This is a genomic window from Tissierella carlieri, assembly GCF_018917285.1.
Taxonomy (GTDB): domain Bacteria; phylum Bacillota; class Clostridia; order Tissierellales; family Tissierellaceae; genus Tissierella; species Tissierella carlieri.
This window is the reverse complement of sequence record NZ_JAHLOH010000045.1, coordinates 102372-116091: the sequence shown is the minus strand read 5'-3', so window position 1 is coordinate 116091 and position 13720 is coordinate 102372. Positions and strand designations below refer to the sequence as shown.

The following is a 13720-nucleotide window of genomic DNA, read 5'->3' as shown; positions in this document are numbered from 1 at the left end:
GCAAGCTTTAACTTTTACTTCTTTACTATACTTTGGTTTTCTTCCCATAAAAAAATACCTCCAAGTAGATAATCTAATTTTTAATTAATTAGACTGTCTACTTAGGAGGCATCATATCAATATATCACTGGTTATTATTGCTTTATATATTAATCTACTACTATTATTCTTTCGTATACCCATCCAACAGCTATATCCAAACTGACCTGTTTCTATTGGCATAAATTCAATGACTGGATATAACCGTTATCAATATTAAACCCTAAGGGTGTAGTTATTGTTTAATATTCTCCTTTTATTTGTACAATATTATAGATCAAAATTGAGGTATTAGAATAGCATGCTAAATATAAAACTTTAAGGGTAAAAGCAATATAAACAGTATATGTGTGATATCATACAACGACCTGTTTGATATCACACATAATAACTGTTTATGATATTTTAAATATATAAGTGTTTATTACTAAAACGACGAAGTTTCAACACTCTGTAATAGTTGGCATAATTATTGCATTGATAATGCTGTAAAATCATAAATTAAGGAAAAGGAGAAGGAGTATGACAAGACCAAAAAAAGCTATAAAAACAAAAAAGCAAAAAACAAACTACCTTCCATTTTTAACTATGGCAGTAGCAATTATTGCAGTAGCTATTGTTGTTTTAGTTCCGAAAGGAGGCTCAGATGAGACAGCTTTAAATAATACTAACACATCAAATAATCAAAACACCACTATTGAAGAAAATTCTTTAGATGAAAATGCTGGTGGCCCTGTTAAAGATTTAGGTGTTGCAGCAATACTTAATAAAAATGGTGATGTTGTAATTAAGGAAGCTGATATTACTGAGAATGTATCATTCTTAGAATATAAGTCTAAAGACGGTATTACTGTAGGGTTATTAGCAGCAAGAGCTAGTGATGGTACAGTTCGCACAGCTCTTAATACTTGTCAGGTATGTAATGGAAGTCCTTATGCTTATTTTGTTCAACAGGACGATCAAATACAATGTGAAAATTGTGGGAATATCTATAGTTTAGATATGATAGAGCAGGAACGTGGTGGTTGTAATCCAATTCCTATAATGGTTGAGGAAAAAACTGTGACTGGTACAGAAATTATAATACCTGCAGCTTTTCTTGAAGAAAATGCAGCTATATTTGAGAATTGGAAGAAGTTCTAATGAATAGCAACAAAATAAAGTTATTAATTGAAGGAATGACTTGCTCTCATTGTGAAATGACAATAGAAAAGAAGCTTATAAGTATGAAAGGTATTTTCAATGTAAAAGCAAGCTATGCAAAATGCGAAGTAAATATTGATTATGATAAAGACATCATAAGTATTAAAGAAATAAGGAAAGCTATAAACACGTTAGATTATAAGGTGGTTGATTTTACGAGAAAGAATCAATTTGCTAGTAATACACAGCCACTTTATATCTTGATTATAATACTTAGTGTTTATTTTATACTGAATCATTTTCAATTGTTAAATGTTACAAATTATTTTCCTCAAATACAGAGCAGTATGGGTTATAGTATGCTTTTTGTAATTGGCTTACTTACTTCACTTCATTGTGTAGCAATGTGTGGTGGGATAAATCTAGCACAGAGTCTACATTCAGCTGAAAACAGTAGATCTGTAATAAATTCAAATTTATTATACAATTTGGGTCGTGTAGTGTCTTATACTGTTATTGGGGGCATTGTTGGTGGCATAGGCTCTGTGATAAGTCTTGAAGGAAGTTTTCGTGGAGCTGTAGTCATAATTGCAGGTATATTTATGATAATCATGGGGTTTAATATGCTTAATATATTCCCATGGTTAAGATATATCAATATCAAGGTTCCAAGATTTCTAAGTAAAAGGATAAACAGTAAAAAAGCAAAAGAAAAATCATCTTTTTATATTGGATTACTAAATGGACTAATGCCTTGTGGTCCATTACAGAGCATGCAACTTTATGCATTGTCTACTGGCAGTATTGTTGCAGGTTCTTATTCAATGTTTTTATTTAGTTTAGGTACTGTTCCTTTGATGTTTATACTAGGCACTATAAGTAGTAAGTTAAATAAGAAATTTACTGATAAGATGCTTTCAATCTGTGCAATGTTAGTAGTGGTATTAGGCGTAGGTATGATAAATAATGGATTAAGTCTTTCAGGAGTATTAATTCCTCAAATTCAAACAGTTGAATCAGTAGAAAACACTGCCCAAATTGAGGGAGAATATCAAACTATAACAACAGTATTAGACTTTGGTAGATATCAACCTATAATAGTTAAAGCTGGCATACCAGTAAAATGGATCATAAAAGCAGAAACGGGGAAAGTTAACGGTTGTAATAATGAGATAATAATCCCTGAATTTGATTTAGAGATAAAATTAAATGAAGGAGATAATTTAATAGAATTTATACCTACTGAAACAGGCCAATATGGATACAGTTGCTGGATGGGTATGATACGTAGTTATATTACTGTTATAGAATGAAAAAATTGGAGATATAAATATGAAATGTTGTAGTGGAGACAAGGATAATCAAGGAGCTAAAGCGCATAGTCCTATAAAACATATGTCACATATTGTTGTGATAAAAAAGAAAATGAAACCAATGATATATTAAATTAAGATAAATATACTGAATTGATTTCTGCATCTAATATGTTTTCACTAATATTAAAATAGTCACTTCTTGAATGTTACACTCTAGAAGTGTTTTTTTGATTAAACATAAAAATATAGTTAATAATAAAAAAGTATTGACAAAGTGATATTTCTGAAATATTATATATACACCCCCAGGGGGGGAGGGGGGAGTGAATGCTGATCAAAAAAAAGCAGTACAGTCCCTTAAAACTGCTAAAGGGCAAATAGAAGCAACTATCAAGATGATTGGGGATGGCCGCTACTGTGTAGATGTATCTAATCAAATACTAGCAGCACATTCGATTTTAAAGAAAGCAGATTTATTAATAATTAGGCAGCATTTAAATCACTGTGTTCGAGAAGCCTTTGAAAAGGATAAGGGTGATGAGAAGATGAATGAAGTTATGCGTCTTTTATCTAAAATTATGGGTAAATAAAGTAATTGCAATAAAGGAGGGAATAAGCAAATGACAAATAAAACATTAAAAGTAGAAGGTATGACTTGCGCATCATGTGCGAAAGCTGTAGAAAGAGCAACTAGGAAGTTAGAAGGAGTATCAGAAGCTAATGTTAATCTTGCAACTGAAAAATTAAGTATAAGCTTTGATGAAAACTCTGTCTCTGTAGGAGAAATCCAGAAAGCTGTAGAAAAAGCAGGTTATAAGGCAATATTAGATGCTGTAACTAAAACAATGAAAATAGAAGGGATGACATGTGCATCATGTGTGAAAGCTGTAGAAAGGGCAGTAAGGAAACTAGATGGTGTTACTGAAGTCAATGTTAACCTAGCAACTGAGAGACTGACAATAAGCTATGAACCATCATCCGTAAAGATATCGGATATAAAAAGGTCAGTAGAAAAAACTGGGTACAAGGCTATAGAGGAAGAAGTTTCAGTTGACACTGATAAGGAAAGAAAAGAAAAAGAGATAAAATCACTATGGAAAAAGTTTATTATATCTGCAATATTCACTGTTCCTTTACTTTATATTGCAATGGGACATATGCTAGGTCTTCCATTGCCTATGTTTTTACATCCTAATATGAATCCTGTTAACTTTGCTTTAACTCAACTTGTTTTAACAATACCAGTTGTTATAGCAGGATATAGATATTACACTATAGGTATTAAAACTTTGATAAAGGGCAGCCCTAATATGGATTCATTAATAGCCATTGGAACAGGCGCAGCTGTTGTGTATGGTATATTTGCAACATATATGATTATTGGTGGGGAACATAGCTATGCAATGGATCTTTACTTTGAGTCTGCAGCAGTTATATTAACATTGATAACACTAGGTAAATATTTAGAGGCAGTTTCTAAAGGTAAAACATCTGAAGCAATTAAGAAATTAATGGGTCTAGCACCTAAAACAGCAATGATAATAAAAGACGGAAAAGAAGTAGAGATTTCCATAGATGAAGTTGAAGTTGAAGATATAATAGTAGTTAAACCAGGTGAAAAGATGCCTGTTGATGGGGTTGTAGTAGAAGGTACTACATCTGTAGATGAATCAATGCTTACAGGAGAGAGTATTCCAGTTGAAAAGCACATTGGAGATCCAGTCATTGGTGCAAGTATAAATAAAAATGGTTCTATCAGATATAAGGCGACAAAAGTTGGTAAGGATACAGCATTAGCTCAAATAATAAAATTAGTTGAAGATGCTCAGGGCTCAAAAGCACCTATAGCAAAAATGGCTGATGTTATATCTGGATATTTCGTTCCGATAGTTATAGTATTATCAATAATATCAGGTTTAGCATGGTACTTTATAGGTGGAGAATCAGCAACATTTGCATTGACAATATTTATAGCCGTTTTAGTTATTGCTTGCCCTTGTGCACTAGGCTTAGCTACACCAACAGCGATTATGGTTGGTACTGGTAAGGGAGCTGAAAATGGAGTATTAATTAAAAGTGGTACTGCATTGGAAACTGCTTACCAAATTCAAACAATAGTATTCGATAAGACTGGTACAATTACTGAAGGTAAGCCAAAGGTTACCGACGTAATTTCAGTAGAAGGTTTATCAGAGAAAGAATTATTACAATTAACAGCTTCAGCTGAAAAAGGTTCGGAGCATCCTCTTGGTGAAGCCATTGTTAAGGGTGCTGAAGAAAAAGGATTAGAATTTAAGAAGGTAGATTCCTTCAATGCTATACCTGGACATGGAATTGAAGTAACTATCGAAGGAAAGAATATTTTAGCTGGTAACAGAAAACTAATGATTGAAAGAAATATATCCTTAGAAAACCTTGAAGACTCTTCTGATAAGTTAGCTGGAGAAGGTAAGACACCTATGTATATAGCAATTGACAATAAGATTGCTGGTATAATAGCTGTTGCTGATACAGTTAAAGAGAACAGTAAAAGAGCTATAGAATTACTTCATAAGATGGGTATTCAGGTAGCTATGATTACTGGTGATAATAGAAGAACTGCAGAAGCAATAGCAAAGCAAGTAGGTATTGATATAGTACTTGCAGAAGTCTTACCAGAGGATAAGGCTAATGAAGTTAAAAAACTTCAAGCAGAGGGTAAAAAAGTAGCCATGGTTGGTGATGGTATCAATGATGCACCAGCATTAGCTCAAGCTGATATTGGTATAGCAATTGGATCTGGTACAGATGTAGCGATGGAGTCAGCTGATATAGTTCTAATGAGAAGTGATTTAATGGATGTACCAACTGCAATACAATTAAGTAAGAGTACAATAAGAAATATTAAGCAAAACTTATTCTGGGCTTTTGCGTATAATACTTTAGGAATACCAATAGCAATGGGTGTATTACACTTATTTGGGGGGCCATTATTAAACCCAATGTTTGCAGGAGCTGCAATGAGTTTAAGTTCAGTATCTGTATTGACAAATGCATTAAGATTAAAGAAGTTTAAACCAGTTAGGTAGTAATATATGCAAAGCAGATTTTATATAAATACAAAATAAAAATTAAGGGGAGATAATAATATGAAAAAGAAGATATTAATAGAAGGTATGAGCTGTCATAATTGCGTACATCATGTAACAGAAACTTTAAGTGAATTAATTGGAGTCTCAAATGTTAGTGTAAAATTAGAAGAAAAATATGCATTAGCTGATATTGATAGCAATGTAAAGGATGAAGATATCAAAGCAGCTGTAAGTGAAGCTGGTTATGAAATTGTTGGAATAGAAGTGATGTAATGAAGAATATAATAAAAAGGTGGCTTGAAAAAATATAAGCTGCAAATAAGGACAATTTTGGTTCACAACCATTGGATTGTTGTACAGTAGGTAGAGATAAGAAGAACGTCAAACCTATGAAAATGACACAAAATAGAAAGTAAACTATATGGCTACAGAAATTCAGCTTGAGTTTCTGTAGTATTTTTATTTAACAGGAAAACTAGAACTTTCCCATTAAATAAAAATAGGAGTATGATATATTCATAGGCTCCTTCCTTTATTGTGTGTCCAGCATGATGGTAAAATTAATTGGTGAAAGTTATATAAACTGTATCCTCGCCTAAATTGGCTACATAAGCATATTTACTATCAGATGAAATCCTAAAACCATGAGGGTCCTTTCCAGTTGCAAGATTATTAATTAGTTTATAGGTCTTTGCATCAATTATCGATATATTATTATCTTGATAATTAGTAACTAAAACATACTCTCCATCTTCAGTAAATACTATATGAGCAGGATGGCTACCTACCTCTACCTCTTTAATAAATTCTCCTCCTCTAAATTTATAGCTTCTATATCATCAACTATTTATCAGATAGTTGTGGCAATACTTACTCTCTATTGTGTGAATTGCTACACCTAAACCTACAAGCTATATTCTTTAGAATTTGTAATATTATGCTTTTATATAAATAATATTAAACTACTTTGTAAAATCTGAAGTGGCATGAATATTGCATAAATGATATATAAGGATTAATAATAAGTGATAGTAATAACTTATTATATTTGAAAGGAGAAATACGATTATGATAAAAGTGAAAGTATGCAGTCATTGTAAAACACAGGCTTGTGATTTGGGTAAAGGAGTAGATATTTTTGAAGAGTTCAAACAATACGAAGATTTATTAAGTGAAAAAGAAATAGAATTGGATATAAAAGAATGTGTCTGCTTAGGTCATTGTAAAGGTCCAGTAGTTAGAGTTAATGGGGAGATTTACATAGAGGTAGATTCGGATAAAGTAGAAGCTATATTAAATCAAATGATAAAATAACTAAGGTTATTAATATGACTAAAAGCAAAGCAATTAATGAAAAAATTGAAGGGAAGTGTTATTATGGGATGTTGTGGTGGAGGCAATCACCAAAATAATAGAAAAGTGAAGGAATGGGGAAACGAAGATTGCCAAAATAATTCTAGTGTAAGATCAAATCCTATATTAATAATAGTAGGATTGCTACTTTTGGGATTAGCTATTTATAAATTTGTAATTTAATATATTTAACTGCAAACAAAAACTAATTAAATGGGAGGGAAGATATGCATTTTTTAAATCAGTATGCTTATGGTTTATGGGGAGTAGTCCTACTTAATATCTTAATGTTCGGATGGTTTATTTATTTAGCATTCAAGCCTCAAACAAAAAAAGAATGGAGAACCTTAGGTGTTTTTACCTCATTTATGGTAGCATTGTTCGCTGAAATGTTTGGATTCCCTCTTACAATATACATATTAACCTCAATACTAGGTGATAAGTATCCAGTATTAGATCCTTTTACTCATTTAAATGGACACTTATGGGTAGCTTTTGCGAGGGGTTCTAAGATTGTATATTCAATATCGCATCCGTTAAGCAATATTTTCATCTTCACAGGTATTGCAATTATTGCAATAGGATGGAAGGGTATACATGGGGGTAATGGTAAGCTAGTAACTAGTGGAATTTATAAGTATGTAAACATCCCCAATATAGTGGTTTTATGGTAATAATATTAGGATTTCTTATTCAATGGCCTACAATAATAACAATGATGATGGCACCTGCCTTAATAATTATGTATCTAAGACTATCTAAACAGGAAGAAAAAATTATGATGGTGGAGTTTGGGGATAGATATTTAGAATATATGAATATAGTACCAAGATTTATACCTGCTATAAGGAGAATGCATTATGAAAAAGAAAATCATAATTGAAGGTATTAACTCCAGTTACTGCATAACACATGTAATTGAGATTTTGAAGAGTGTTTAATGGTATAAGTTGTGTAAGAGATCAACCCACACCTTTATGGAACGATATAGTTAAGTTAAACATATATTATATTGAGAAACTATTTATTATAAAAGGTAGAGGTGATTAATAATGGAAATAAATATGGATATGGAAATGATGATGCAATATCATCATGATTTATATAGATTTCATAGCTCTCTAGCAAATAAACATTATGAAATTTCACAAATAGAAATGCAAATTGCAGATGCAAACTATCAAATGTATATGCATATGATGGAGCAAATGCAGAAACAAAATCATAGATGTTCCAATATTAATTAGTTAAGATAAGGTATTTAGGTATCCAAAGATACGTACCATATTCTTAAGTGTCGTACTGTATATTTACATTATTACTATTTAAGAGTGAGAAGTCTATGGTGGAGAATTATGTGGTGTGTAAGAAAAATCATGATTTATTAGATAAGAAAACAGAGGATTGACTATGAGGTTATATCCTCTGCTTCTTTATTTATAATATGAAAATATCTAGTGTAAATAATCCATAGACATATGGGCTTCATCAATAGAGAGTGCTCTTTCAATCTCTATTTGTACATCATAAGAAATAGTATTATCGCAACCAATAATCCATCCATGCATAAAAGGTGGTTTAGGTTCTTGTTGAGGTATAGGTTTTATTGATTCAATGTAGTGCTTAATAACTTCAGGCAGATTATTAGGGTCTACAGATAAAATTGGTGTATGCTTTCCTAGATGACCAAATGGGGCACTAGAAGCACTATCATAAGGACTATAAATAGATGTGAAAGTAAAAGCATGGCCATCCCTATAATTTCTTCCCCATCCAAATTGACCATTAGGGCTTTTATATTTAGCAAAGTTAACAGAAACTTCATAAGGGGTAGAACCAGAAATACGATCTACGAACTTCACATTTAATTTTCGAATTTCTTCCTCAACTTTTTCGGAGATTGTATTAGTGCTACCTACAATAAAAACATTAGGATTTTCTGTACTCTGAATTACTGCACCTGTAAACCATGGTAATTGGTTTTTATCTGAAAATAAAATAACATCTCCAGAATGGGCAGCATAAGCGCAGGTGGATAGTCCTTCTCTATAATCCTCTCCAGAGATAACCATAATATTTGGTGGATATTTTAGATATTCAGCAACTCTAGCAGCTGTTTCATAAAAATTACCGCCACCTATTCTTTTGGTTCTTAATCCTAACATGTTGAGTTGCTCTTCAATAAAGTAGGGAAATTCACCAACAATAAAGACCTTTACACCATCGACACCAGTAGGGTTTAATTTAAATATCTGCTCTACTGTTAAAGGATCCAAATAAGTTTTAGGAGTATAGAGTATAGGTGCATTTCTAGGAAAATGAATAAGAGGTGTAGCAGCAAAAGCGTCTTGCCATTTTTCTTCTGCAACAAGGATAATAGCATTTGGAGGTTTGTCTGCATAAACAATATTAGATACTTTTATAGCATTTTCATTTGGAGTACAGCCACAAATTCTTACTGTATTTAAAGTTTTTTTAATTCTACAATTTTCCAATGTCAATCACTCCTATTAAAAATTTTTTTACTACATTTTATTCGTATCTATTTTAAAGGTTCCCTAAATAAACTAATAACCTATATTGAAAAATATTTGTTATTGTAGTATGTTAACTAATAATGATAAAATAATATTTGTATTAATAAAAAATTATATGAGGCGATAAATAGTATGATAAATAAGAAAATCTTTAAGGACAAATATTTTTGGATAATATCATCTTTAATTGTGGTAATCACATTTTTTCATTATTCAAACCTAATGGCAGAATGGGAAATTCATATTTTTTACAGAAAATTATACTATATTCCAATTATTCTATCGTCTTTTAGATATAGACTAAAGGGAGGACTCATTTCTTCTATTATTGTTTCAATATTATATGCACCCCATTTATCAATATTTAGGACTGGAATAAGTATAACATTATTAAATCAATATCTAGAGATTGCTTTATTCTTAACCATAGGTTTTATTACTGGAAAGCTCGTAGAACTCGATTATGAGAAACAGAAATCCCTTGAAAACAAGGTTATTGAGATCACAAAGCTACAGAACTACACTAAAAATATTGTAGATAGTATAAATAGTGGTGTATTATCTACAGATCCAAATTTTATAATTACCTCTATTAATAAAGAGGTAGAAAAAATTTTTGGAGAAAAAGATTTGGAAGGCGTTAATATAACGAGAATACTTAAAGACAAGAATATAATTGATATATTAAACCAAGCAAAAATACAAAAAATTCACTTTTCTGATATAAAAACGGAAATTAAGGTAGGAGATGAAGAAAAATATCTTGCTTTAACTATATCTCCTTTATTTAATATATTAGATAAAGTTCAAGGGTTAGTAATAATTATTCAAGATAAATCCAGAGAAAAATATCTAGAAGCCCAAACAGTGAGGACCGATAGGCTAGTTGCAATAGGAGAACTTGCATCAGGAATAGCTCATGAAATAAGAAATCCAATGGGTATAATAAAAACTATAAGCCAAACTCTAAAAGAAGAAAAAGGAGATAAAGATTTAGTTGAAGGACTTGAAATAATTATAAAGGAAGTAGATAGAGCAAATAAAGTCATAGATGGCCTTTTAAACTTTGCACGACCTATTGAAAATGAAATGAAAGAAATATCTTTAAGTGAATTATTGAAGGAAGTAGTTTTAATAACTGATAAGTACTTGAGTAAACAGAATATCAGTATGGAGCTTAATATAAATGAAGATACAAATATAATTGCAGATAAAGAAAAGCTAAAGCAAGTTTTTATTAATATAATTTTTAATGGAGTGCAGTCTATGAGTAGTGGTGGAACAATAACTATTAACACAGAAATAATAGATAATGGAGTGAATATTAGTTTTATAGATACAGGAATAGGAATAAAGAAAGAGAATTTAGAAAAGATATTTAATCCTTTTTTTACAACGAAGGAAAAAGGAGTAGGATTAGGTCTAAGTGTATCACATCGGATAATCCAAGATCATAATGGATATATAACTATTGATAGTACAGAATCAAAAGGTACTCAAATAGACATTTATTTGCCAATGAGCTAGGGAGTTGATAAAAAGTGAAAAATAAAATTCTAATAGCAGATGATGAGCCTAATATGATTTGGGCCTTAAAAAGAGCATTAAATAAAGAAGGATATGAGGTAATGAGTGTTGAAAATGGAGAGGAAGCTATTGAAATTTTCAAAAAACAAGAACCTGACTTAGTCATACTAGATCTTAAGATGCCTAAAATTGATGGAATGGATGCCCTTAGAATGATTAAAGAAATAAGCCCTAAAATGCCTGTAATTATGATAACTGCTCATGGATCAACTAAAGTAGCTGTTGAAGCAATGAAGGTAGGGGCATTGGATTATATTTCTAAACCCTTTGATATAGAAGAACTTAGAATGATAATCAGAAAGGCTTTAGAATATAAAAATTTAAACGATGAAGTAAAGTATTTAAGAGGAAAACTTAAAGAGGAAAGCTCAAAGATAATTTATCAAAGCAAAATTATGGACGATTTGCTGAAAATGGTATATAAGGTTGCTCCAACAGATGCAACAGTCCTTATACTAGCCGAAAGTGGTACAGGAAAGGAACTTATAGCAAATGCAATTCATGAATTTAGTAATAGAGAAAAAGGTCCCTTAGTTAAGATAAATTGTGGTGCACTTCCGGAGAATCTCCTAGAATCTGAGTTGTTTGGTTATGAAAAAGGAGCATTTACTGGAGCGATTTCTAGGAAAAAGGGAAAATTTGAATTAGCTCAAGGAGGTACAATATTTCTTGATGAAATAGGAGAAATAAGTGAAGCTATGCAGATAAAGCTTTTAAGAGTGTTGCAAGAAAAGGAGCTTCAGAGAGTTGGAGGAGAAGAAACAATAAAAGGTGACTTTAGAGTAATTGCAGCAACTCATAGGAATTTAAGAGAAATGGTAGATAATGAAGAGTTTAGAGAGGATTTATATTATAGATTAAATGTAATTCCTATTCATATTCCAGCCCTCAGGGAGAGGAAAGAGGATATTCCACTTTTAGTTGATTATTTTATTGAAAAATATTCTGAACAAATGGGAAAATCAAAGATGAATATAAATAAATCTGCATTAGAAAGAATGATGAATTATGAATGGAAAGGTAATATAAGAGAACTACAAAACATAATTGAAAGATGTGTTATATTATCCTATGGACATGAAATAACAGAAGATATTCTACCAAATGATATTAGAAGCATATCATATGTTGTGGACCCAAACTTCGTCTTACCAGAAGAAGGAGTGTTACTTGAAGAAGTAGAAAAAAAATTAATTATTCAAGCTTTAGAAAGAACGGGATTTAATCAAACAAAGTCGGCTAAGTTATTAGGTATAACAAGACATACTTTAATATATAGACTAGAAAAGCATAATATAGATATAAAGCAAAATTAAATTTACAATATTTTATAAGAACATCATAGACTTAAATAAGATAATATATAAACTTTAAAAAATGTATTATGTAGTAGGACTTATTTCAAATAAGCTCATGGGGAAATTAAATACTAAAGTGTGTAATGGTGAAATAAGTATAGGAGGATAATAAAGAAATAGATGTGGGAATTGGGACAATTAAAAAGCAAAAGGTGTAGCATATGCTACATCTTTTGCTTTTTGTAATTGTTTTTACCTGTTTTCAATATTGGCATGACAATTGCAATATTAAAAATTAAGAATAAATAAAATTAGCAGGAGGGCTAAATAATGAAAAAATTAATTAAAAAGTGGTTAAAAAAGCTAGAGGAAGCTAATAAGGAGAGTTTTGGTTCAGAACCATTGGATTGCTGTAAACTAGGCAAAAAAGCGAATACAGTACAAACAAGTAAAAAAACATCTCAGTAAAATTAGAGCTGATTATTTTTCAGTATCAAGGAAGTGGTCAATTTGAAATTGATGCTATATATAATACTATCAAGTATTATTTATTTAATTGTTAAGAAAGAAGAAAAATCACATGTAAATAGTAGAGATGAGAAATGTAGGAACTGTGGGATGAAAATAAATACTGATTTCTTATATTGTCCATATTGCAAGGAAGAGATTAAGAAAGTATGTGAGTGCTGCGGAAGATTAATAGATATAGATTGGAGATACTGCCCATTTTGTGAAAACAATGAACAAAATACAGAAATAATTAAGATTATTGGAGGTAAAAAGTGAAAAAAACAATTATTATAATATTTTTAGTAGCAATACTAATTTTTTCAAGTATAGTAATGGTTATTGGAAGTAAAGAAAATAATAGATACGATAATAGGGATATAAAAACAGAAAAAAAAGAGAATGTAGATTTAGATAAGCCCCAAGATAATGAAGAAGACGAAAATATAAATTTAGAAGAAGCTCAATTAACTGAAGAAAGTTTAATGAGGATTGATAGTCAGAATGGAATAGACGTGGCAGTGGTTTTCAATAATTTATTAGAAGATGATAAAGACTATATTGTATTTAAAGTTATGGTAAATAATCATAGAGTTGATTTGGAAAATATAAAATATGCAGAGCTTTCAAAGTTAAGGGTAAGCGATGGTACTGTAATTGATGAAGGCTTTCAATGGAAATTAGAAGGTGGAGGAGGACATCATATTTCTGGATATCTAAAGCTTCCAAAAACTTATGATGGAAATGATGTAATTAATGATAATGTTGATAATATTCAACTAGAAATAGAAGGAATAGGAGATGCTAGAAAGCTAACTTTTAAATGGGATAAGGATGTAATAGATTCTTATAACAATGGAGGTAGATAG

17 protein-coding genes and 1 pseudogene are annotated in these 13720 nt (G+C 30.7%); 16 read left to right on the top strand and 2 right to left on the bottom strand.

Annotation, left to right across the window (positions count from 1 at the left end):
• Window positions 1-561: 561 nt before the first annotated feature.
• The 6 genes and pseudogenes from KQI38_RS15910 to KQI38_RS22860 form a co-directional block, all read left to right on the top strand.
• Window positions 562-1182, top strand: coding sequence for a DUF2318 domain-containing protein (locus KQI38_RS15910; RefSeq protein ID WP_216561147.1), 621 nt, complete (start codon window positions 562-564; stop codon window positions 1180-1182).
• Complete coding sequence (locus KQI38_RS15905) at window positions 1182-2495, top strand: urease accessory protein UreH domain-containing protein (protein ID WP_216561145.1); 1314 nt, start codon at window positions 1182-1184, stop codon at window positions 2493-2495. The genes KQI38_RS15910 and KQI38_RS15905 overlap by 1 nt, the downstream gene beginning before the upstream one ends.
• Before the next feature lie 326 nt (window positions 2496-2821).
• Window positions 2822-3088 carry a metal-sensing transcriptional repressor gene (locus tag KQI38_RS15900; protein ID WP_216561143.1) on the top strand — a complete coding sequence of 89 codons (267 nt, stop codon included), beginning with the start codon at window positions 2822-2824 and terminating at the stop codon, window positions 3086-3088.
• Between the two features lie 30 nt (window positions 3089-3118).
• The gene (locus KQI38_RS15895; protein WP_216561141.1) at window positions 3119-5566 is read left to right on the top strand and encodes a heavy metal translocating P-type ATPase; all 2448 of its coding nucleotides are present in this window, start codon (window positions 3119-3121) and stop codon (window positions 5564-5566) included.
• 60 nt (window positions 5567-5626) lie between these two features.
• A complete protein-coding gene (locus KQI38_RS15890) occupies window positions 5627-5842 on the top strand; it encodes a heavy-metal-associated domain-containing protein (protein WP_216561139.1) in 216 nt (71 codons plus the stop codon).
• A gap of 41 nt (window positions 5843-5883) precedes the next feature.
• Window positions 5884-5985, top strand: a pseudogene (locus KQI38_RS22860) (LDCC motif putative metal-binding protein); the annotation flags it as partial.
• Between the two features lie 144 nt (window positions 5986-6129).
• Here the strand turns inward: KQI38_RS22860 and KQI38_RS22855 are convergent.
• Complete coding sequence (locus KQI38_RS22855; RefSeq protein ID WP_216561166.1) at window positions 6130-6372, bottom strand: YncE family protein; 243 nt, start codon at window positions 6370-6372, stop codon at window positions 6130-6132.
• Window positions 6373-6637: 265 nt separating this feature from the next.
• Between KQI38_RS22855 and KQI38_RS15880 the strand changes: the two genes are divergently transcribed.
• The 5 genes from KQI38_RS15880 to KQI38_RS15860 all read left to right on the top strand — a co-directional run bounded on the left by KQI38_RS15880 (window position 6638) and on the right by KQI38_RS15860 (window position 8169).
• Complete coding sequence (locus KQI38_RS15880) at window positions 6638-6883, top strand: NAD(P)H-dependent oxidoreductase subunit E (RefSeq protein WP_216561137.1); 246 nt, start codon at window positions 6638-6640, stop codon at window positions 6881-6883.
• A gap of 36 nt (window positions 6884-6919) precedes the next feature.
• Entirely contained in the window at window positions 6920-7105 is a 186-nt protein-coding gene (locus KQI38_RS15875; RefSeq protein ID WP_216561135.1) for a hypothetical protein, read from the top strand.
• Between the two features lie 44 nt (window positions 7106-7149).
• Window positions 7150-7596: a hypothetical protein gene (locus tag KQI38_RS15870; protein ID WP_216561133.1), complete on the top strand. Its 447-nt coding sequence runs from the start codon at window positions 7150-7152 to the stop codon at window positions 7594-7596.
• Window positions 7590-7805 (top strand): methyltransferase family protein, encoded by a 216-nt coding sequence (locus KQI38_RS15865; protein ID WP_216561131.1) that lies wholly within the window; start codon window positions 7590-7592, stop codon window positions 7803-7805. Before KQI38_RS15870 ends, KQI38_RS15865 begins: the two co-directional genes overlap by 7 nt.
• Window positions 7806-7974: 169 nt before the next feature.
• The gene (locus tag KQI38_RS15860) at window positions 7975-8169 is read left to right on the top strand and encodes a hypothetical protein (RefSeq protein WP_216561129.1); all 195 of its coding nucleotides are present in this window, start codon (window positions 7975-7977) and stop codon (window positions 8167-8169) included.
• A gap of 207 nt (window positions 8170-8376) precedes the next feature.
• On the opposite strand, the gene KQI38_RS15855 is transcribed toward KQI38_RS15860, so the two are convergent.
• Window positions 8377-9417 carry a cell wall-binding repeat-containing protein gene (locus KQI38_RS15855; protein WP_216561127.1) on the bottom strand — a complete coding sequence of 347 codons (1041 nt, stop codon included), beginning with the start codon at window positions 9415-9417 and terminating at the stop codon, window positions 8377-8379.
• Window positions 9418-9591: 174 nt separating this feature from the next.
• Here KQI38_RS15855 and KQI38_RS15850 point away from each other — a divergent pair, with 174 nt between their 5' ends.
• The 5 genes from KQI38_RS15850 to KQI38_RS15830 all read left to right on the top strand — a co-directional run bounded on the left by KQI38_RS15850 (window position 9592) and on the right by KQI38_RS15830 (window position 13720).
• A complete protein-coding gene (locus KQI38_RS15850; protein WP_216561125.1) occupies window positions 9592-10986 on the top strand; it encodes an ATP-binding protein in 1395 nt (464 codons plus the stop codon).
• Window positions 10987-11000: 14 nt separating this feature from the next.
• Window positions 11001-12362 (top strand): sigma-54-dependent transcriptional regulator, encoded by a 1362-nt coding sequence (locus KQI38_RS15845; RefSeq protein WP_216561123.1) that lies wholly within the window; start codon window positions 11001-11003, stop codon window positions 12360-12362.
• A gap of 312 nt (window positions 12363-12674) precedes the next feature.
• The gene (locus KQI38_RS15840; RefSeq protein WP_216561121.1) at window positions 12675-12812 is read left to right on the top strand and encodes an LDCC motif putative metal-binding protein; all 138 of its coding nucleotides are present in this window, start codon (window positions 12675-12677) and stop codon (window positions 12810-12812) included.
• A gap of 51 nt (window positions 12813-12863) precedes the next feature.
• Window positions 12864-13130 (top strand): zinc ribbon domain-containing protein, encoded by a 267-nt coding sequence (locus KQI38_RS15835; RefSeq protein ID WP_216561119.1) that lies wholly within the window; start codon window positions 12864-12866, stop codon window positions 13128-13130.
• Entirely contained in the window at window positions 13127-13720 is a 594-nt protein-coding gene (locus KQI38_RS15830) for a hypothetical protein (protein ID WP_216561117.1), read from the top strand. Before KQI38_RS15835 ends, KQI38_RS15830 begins: the two co-directional genes overlap by 4 nt.